General features: G+C 68.8%; 7 protein-coding genes. 3 read left to right on the forward strand and 4 right to left on the reverse strand.

The window, feature by feature from the left end:
* The coding region (locus DQP58_RS25530; RefSeq protein WP_112710864.1) for a 13E12 repeat family protein at positions 1-1,124 on the reverse strand (1,124 nt) is incomplete at its 3' end.
* A gap of 78 nt (positions 1,125-1,202) precedes the next feature.
* Positions 1,203-2,651 carry an FAD-dependent oxidoreductase gene (locus DQP58_RS25535; RefSeq protein ID WP_165827957.1) on the reverse strand — a complete coding sequence of 483 codons (1,449 nt, stop codon included), beginning with the start codon at positions 2,649-2,651 and terminating at the stop codon, positions 1,203-1,205.
* A 261-nt stretch (positions 2,652-2,912) separates the two neighbouring features.
* Here DQP58_RS25535 and DQP58_RS25540 point away from each other — a divergent pair, with 261 nt between their 5' ends.
* A complete protein-coding gene (locus DQP58_RS25540) occupies positions 2,913-3,431 on the forward strand; it encodes a DUF732 domain-containing protein (RefSeq protein ID WP_112710869.1) in 519 nt (172 codons plus the stop codon).
* 6 nt (positions 3,432-3,437) lie between these two features.
* On the opposite strand, the gene DQP58_RS25545 is transcribed toward DQP58_RS25540, so the two are convergent.
* Complete coding sequence (locus DQP58_RS25545; protein ID WP_112710865.1) at positions 3,438-3,719, reverse strand: DUF3017 domain-containing protein; 282 nt, start codon at positions 3,717-3,719, stop codon at positions 3,438-3,440.
* The gene (locus DQP58_RS25550) at positions 3,716-4,561 is read right to left on the reverse strand and encodes a bifunctional methylenetetrahydrofolate dehydrogenase/methenyltetrahydrofolate cyclohydrolase (protein ID WP_112710866.1); all 846 of its coding nucleotides are present in this window, start codon (positions 4,559-4,561) and stop codon (positions 3,716-3,718) included. Before DQP58_RS25550 ends, DQP58_RS25545 begins: the two co-directional genes overlap by 4 nt.
* Before the next feature lie 198 nt (positions 4,562-4,759).
* Here DQP58_RS25550 and DQP58_RS25555 point away from each other — a divergent pair, with 198 nt between their 5' ends.
* Positions 4,760-5,977: an NADH:flavin oxidoreductase gene (locus DQP58_RS25555; protein WP_112710867.1), complete on the forward strand. Its 1,218-nt coding sequence runs from the start codon at positions 4,760-4,762 to the stop codon at positions 5,975-5,977.
* A gap of 24 nt (positions 5,978-6,001) precedes the next feature.
* Positions 6,002-6,390: FHA domain-containing protein (locus tag DQP58_RS25560; protein ID WP_430916597.1), on the forward strand; the 389-nt coding region annotated here is incomplete at its 3' end.

Below are 6,390 nucleotides of genomic sequence, written 5' to 3' on the forward strand. Positions count from 1 at the left end.
TCGCAGTAGTAGCCGCCCACGGTGCAGCCGGGGCTGCTGCAGCCGCGGTCCTTGGCGTATAACACGATTCGCTGCCCGGGTGAGGCGAGTCGTTTGGTGTGATAGAGCGCCAGGGCCTTGCCGTTGTCGAAGATCGCCAAGTAGTGGTGGGCGTGGCGGGCCAGGCGGATGACATCCGACATCGGCAGGATGGTGCCGCCGCCGGTCAGGCCGCGCCCGGCGGCCGCTTCGAGGTCGGCCAGGGTGGTGGTGACGATGATGGAGGCCGGTAACCCGTTGTGCTGACCCAGGTTCCCGGAGGCGAGTAATCCTCTCAACGCCGCCTTCAACGCATCGTGGTTGCGTTGGGCGGCCGAGCGCGGATCGCGCTCGATGGCCTCTTGGGTGGGTGCGCCGTCCACACACGGGGTGTCGTCGTCGGGGTTGCACATGCCCGGCGCGGCGAGTTTGGCCAGCACGGCTTCCAGGGTGGCGCGGGATTCGGGGGTCAGCCAGCCGCGCAGCGCCGACATGCCATCGGCTTGCTGGTTGCCCAGGGTCAGACCGCGTGCCCGCGCCCGGTCCTCGTCGGTGTAGGTGCCGTCGGGGTTGAGGCAGTCGGCCAGGGTGTGTGCCAGCCCGGCGAGTTGTTCGGGGCGAAACCGGCTGCCTTCTGTGACCAACCGCGCTTCGGCCTGCTCGCGGGTGGGCATGTCTATCCAGCCGGGCAGCTGGTGGTAGAACGTGCGGATCACCGCGACCTGGCCCGCACCCAGGGTGCCGTCGCGTTGGGCGGCGGCGGTGGCCGGCAGGGCGGGTGGGATGGGTTCGCCGGTCAGGCCGTAACGCGGGCCCAGGTCGCGTGCCTCCTTGAGGCGGCGGGCGGCGTCGGCGCGGCTGATCAGCGTCGCCTCGGCGATGGCGTGGACCACCGTGCCGCCGAGTTCGAGCGAGGGGGCTTGGCGGGCCAGGGAATTGATCACGGGATGCTCGACGGCCGGGATGCGCCGGCGCTGCTTTTCGCAGCGCGCCAACACCGCCAACTGCTGGCGCGGGTGCAGCGCGTCGAGGTTCAGCGCGCACACCCGATCCCAGGCCGCATCGAGCCCATCGAACACCGCCTCGACATCCTGCTCATCAGTCACACCGCCAAACTAGCGAGGCCCACCGACACAAATCGGCCGAGAAATCGCCATAGATTCACACTCGCGCAATTAATCTCGCTAAAAGTCCAGTCCCGAGAACATCAGCCGGTTGGGGTCGTACTTCTGCCGGACGGTCGTCAGCCGCGACAGGTTCTGGCCGTAGTAGCGCGACGGCGCGGTGTTGGCCTCCAGGTAGTTGACGTAGCCGCCGACCGAGAACTGTTGTACTGCTTGATGCGCGGCGCTCACCCAGGTGCTGGCGGCGGATACCTGGTTGGCGGCGGGCTCGACGTACCACTGCACCACCGCGGACTGAGTGCGCCACGGAAAGGCGGTGTCGCCCGGCGCGACGTCGGTGACCGCGCCGCCCAGCGGATCGATCAGCACCGAGGCCTGCCCCGCGCCGGAGGCCGGCCACTGCCCGGCCGCGGTCGCAATGGCATGAGCCGCAGCGGAAGTCATCGGCCCGATCACATCGGAGCCGGCCACGAAGCCGCGCGCCGGGCTGGTCGCGCCGCCACCGGCCAGATAGGTCACCAGGTCCATGTGGCTCAGCGTCTTGTTGGTCACGGCGGTGGGCGCCAGCCCCACCGCGGATTTGAGGGCGTCGGCCACACCGGAGCCGCTCCCGGCCGGAGACGTCGCCAGCACATGGCAATTCGCCTGCGCCGAGCCGACCGACAGATCGACCATGCCCCAGGTGTTGCGGTCCGCGCCGGCCAGCCAGGATTGCCAGCCGGTGAGCACCTGCACCGCCGATGACGGCGGGAAGTCCAGGCGGACCAGGTCGCTGTCCGCGGTGGCGAAGGTCGCGAAGGTCATCGCGGTGGTCACCCCGAAGTTGCCGCCGCCGCCACCGCGCAAGGCCCAGAACAGATCCGGGTTGTCGTTGGCCGACGCGGTGACCACGTCGCCGCTGGGCAACACCACGGTCGCGGATTGCAGCGCGTCGCAGGTGAGCCCGGCGCGCCGGGCGTCGGCGCCCACCCCGCCGCCCAGCGCGAGCCCCGCCATGCCGACGGTGGGACAGGTACCGACAGGAACGGCGCGGCCCGCGCCGGCCAGGGCCTGGTGTACGGCATACAGATCGGTCGCCGGGGTCACCGTGACGTTGTTGCCGTCGAAGTTCGCCCCGCCGGGCAGGCCGCGCAGATCGAGCACCATGGTGCCGTTGGCGCTGGACGCGCCGACGTACGAATGACCCCCACCGCGGGGTGCGACCTTGAGGTTGTTGGCCTTCGCGAACGCGACCGCCTTCTGAACGTCGGCCTGCGACGAAACCCGAACTACCGCAGCAGGATTGGAGCCGTTGTAGAACGTGTTGAAAATCTGCTTGCCGGTGGAGAATTGGGCGCCGTTGGCCGGTAACAGCACGCTGCCGCCGATCGAGGAGGCCAGGCCGCCCCAGCCGGCGGGGTCCGCGGCCGCCGGGGCGGTGCCGAACACCGCTCCCGTCGCCAACATTCCGACGGCGCCGCGAAGAAACGTCTGACGTGAGATCTCGTGGTGGGTCGGGCGGGTGGTCATGGGGCGGATTCTGGTTCATCTCCCGCCCGCAAGTTCGGTGACGCCGCCCGTGTTACATCACAGTGTGGCGTCGATCCGCCGAGTGGCCTTGCGCAGACGGGCCGCGTAATAACCGACGCCGCGCCGGTCGCGACCTCACGAAACGCTTATTGTGCGAACCTTTACCCCACCGTGTCGCAAACGTGACAGTGATGGCTCAGAGTTCGTAGGCGTGATTCGAGTGTGCCTCAGACGCACTCCATGGCGGACGGGGAGGCTGGCGTGAAGGCACTTGCACGAACTCATCAATGGATCTGGGTCTTTCGTCATCAGCCCTTCACCATCCGCCTGCTGGCCGCGGCCGCCGGCCTGCTGACCGTGGCCTCGGCGTTCGCGGCGCCGGCCGGGGCGGAGGGCAACGGCGACGACTTCATCGACGCGCTCAATCACGCCGGCATCGACTTCGGCGAGCCCGGTAATGCGATGTCCGTCGGCGAGTCGATCTGCCCGATGCTGTCGCAGCCGGGCGGCAATTTCGCGGCGGCCGCGTCCAGCGTCGCCGGCCGCGGCATGTCGCCCACGATGGCCCGCATGTTCACCACGATCGCGATCCAGACGTATTGCCCCCAGGAGATGGCGAACATCGCCAACGGCAACCTGTCCGGCGCCATGCCGCCGGGAATGCCGGGACAGATCCCGGGCATGCCAGGTCAGATTCCCGGGATGACGGGCCAGATTCCCGGAATGACGGGCCAGATTCCCGGGATGGCCGGGCAGGTTCCGGCGCTGCCCAGGTACTAGTCGGTACTAGCGGGTGCCCAGCGGGTCGATGGTCCACGCGATATAGAACATCGCCGCCCCGACCGTCGCTGTGGTCATGAAGTCGATTCCCTTGCCGCGCACCACCAGAAGGCCGGCCCGGTCCTCGGACAGCAGCAACCGCAGCAGCGCCGCGACGCCGACACCGATGCCGATCAACAACGAACCGCGACGCCAGAAGTTGGCTCCCACCAAGGCCAGGGCCGTCGCAAAGATCAGGCCCACCAACAGAATTGGCCACTGGGCCCGCAGCACGGTCCGCGCGGTCATCCCCGCTCGGCCAGTTCGACGACGTTGGTCAGCAGGAATGCGCGGGTCAGCGGGCCCACCCCACCGGGATTCGGCGACACGTGGCCGGCCACCTCCCACACGTCGGGATGCACGTCGCCGGCGAGCTTGCCGTCCACCCGGCTGACGCCGACGTCGAGCACCGCGGCGCCGGGGCGCACCATGTCGGCGGTCACCATGTGCGGCACCCCGACGGCGGCGACGATGACGTCGGCCTGCCTGGTCAGTGCGGGCAGGTCGCGAGTTCCGGTGTGGCACAACGTCACCGTGGCGTTCTCGGAGCGACGGGTCAGCAGCAGGCCGAGCGGGCGGCCGACGGTGACGCCGCGGCCGATGACGACCACGTGCGCCCCGGCGATCTCGACGTCGTAGCGGCGCAACAGGTGCACGATCCCGCGCGGGGTGCACGGCAGCGGGGCCGGGTTGTTGAGCACCAGCCGGCCCAGATTGGTCGGGTGCAGACCGTCGGCGTCCTTGTTGGGGTCGACCCGCTCCAGCGCCGCGTTCTCGTCCAGGTGCTTGGGCAGCGGCAACTGCACGATGTAACCGGTGCAATCGGGGTTGGCGTTGAGCTCGTCGATGGCCTCGTTGAGGGTGTCGGTGCTGATGTCGGCGGGCAGGTCGCGACGGATCGAGGTGATGCCGACCTTGGCGCAGTCGGCGTGCTTGCCCCGCACGTACGCCTGAGAACCGGGGTCGTCGCCCACCAGGATGGTGCCCAGCCCAGGGGTGCGGCCCGACGCGGTCAAAGCGGTCACCCGCTGTTTGAGGTCGACGAAGATCTCGTCGCGGGTGGCCTTGCCGTCCAGCGTGATTGCTCCCACGCTGACAGTCTGGCAGACATCGATGATGGTGACCCGCCACGCCCGGCTTCGCCGCGCTTGCGATCACCATTCAGACATCGATGATGGTGACCCGCCACGCCCGGCTTCGCCGCGCTTGCGATCGCCATTCAGACATCGACGATGGCGACCCGCCGCGCCCGGCTTCGCCGCGCTTGCGATCGCCATTAGGCTCCCGGTATGTCAACCCCGCCGGACGTGTTCAGCCCCGCGAAGCTCGGGCCGATAACGCTGCGTAACCGCACCATCAAGTCCGCCACCTTCGAGGCGCGCACGCCCGAGGCGCTGGTGACCGACGACCTCATCGAATACCACCGGCTGCCGGCCGCCGGCGGCGTCGGCATGACGACGGTCGCCTACTGCGCCGTGTCCCCCGGCGGGCGCACCGAGGGCAACGGCATCTGGATGCGGCCGGAGGCCGTGCCCGGGTTCCGCCGGCTCACCGACGCGGTCCACGCCGAGGGCGCGGCGGTCAGCGCGCAGATCGGCCACGCCGGCCCGGTGGCCAACGCCAAGTCCAACAAGGCCAAGGCCCTGGCGCCGGTGCGGTTCTTCAACCCGATCGGGATGCGATTCGCCAAAAAGGCGACGCGTGAAGACATCGACGAGGTGATCGCCGGGCACGCCAACGCCGCCCGCCTGGCCATCGAGGCCGGCTTCGATGCCGTCGAAATCCACCTGGGCCACAACTATTTGGCGAGCTCGTTCCTGTCCCCGCTGATCAACCGCCGCGACGACGAGTTCGGCGGATCGCTGGAAAACCGGGCCAAGGTCGCCCGTGGCATGGTGATGGCCGTTCGGCGCGCGGTGGAAAAGGAGGGCACGCCCATCGCGGTGACGGCCAAGCTGAACATGGCCGACGGCGTCCGCGGCGGCATCAGCACCGAGGAGTCGCTGACCACCGCCAAGTGGCTCGAGTCCGACGGCGGACTGGACGCCATCGAACTCACCGCGGGCAGCTCGCTGGTCAACCCGATGTATCTGTTCCGGGGCAACGCGCCGCTCAAGGAGTTCGCCGGGGCGTTCAAGCCGCCGCTGCGCTGGGGCATGCGGATGACGGGCAAGAAGTTCCTGCGCGAATACCCGTACCGCGAGGCCTACCTGTTGCGCGACGCCAAGCTGTTCCGCAACGAGTTGAAGCTGCCGCTGATCCTGCTCGGTGGCATCACCAACCGGGAGACGATGGACCTGGCGATGGCCGAGGGATTCGAGTTCGTCGCCATGGCCCGCGCGCTGCTGGCCGAACCGGATCTGATCAACCGGATCGCCGCTGATGGCGCCCGGCACCAGGTGCATTCGGCGTGCACGCACTGCAATCAATGCATGCCCACGATCTACACCCGGACGCACTGCGTGGTCACCGGCGCGCCCGATGTGCCAGCGGGCGCTCCCCGCTAATCCACAGGGGCGCAAGCTACAGTTGTGGCGATGTCAGCACCAGCCCCGCCAGCGCTAACCGTCCATCACGAAGGATCGGAACGCACCTTCGCAGCGGGCCACGATGTAGTAGTCGGGCGCGATCTGCGAGCGGACATGCGTATCACCCACCCGCTGATTTCGCGTGCCCACCTGCTGCTGCGTTTCGACCAGGGCAAGTGGCTAGCGATCGACAACGGTTCGCTCAATGGCACTTTCGTCAACGGCCGGCGGGTGCCGGTGGTCGAGATCCACGACGGGCAGACCCTCAACATCGGCAACCCGGACGGGCCGTTGCTGACGTTCGACGTCGGCCGCCACCAGGGCATGGCCGGGCGTCCGCCCCGCACCGAATCGATGAACATCCCGGTCGCGGCACCGCCCCAGGCACCGGC

The sequence above is a fragment of the Mycobacterium colombiense genome (assembly GCF_003284975.1).
Classification (GTDB): Bacteria; Actinomycetota; Actinomycetes; order Mycobacteriales; family Mycobacteriaceae; genus Mycobacterium; species Mycobacterium europaeum_A.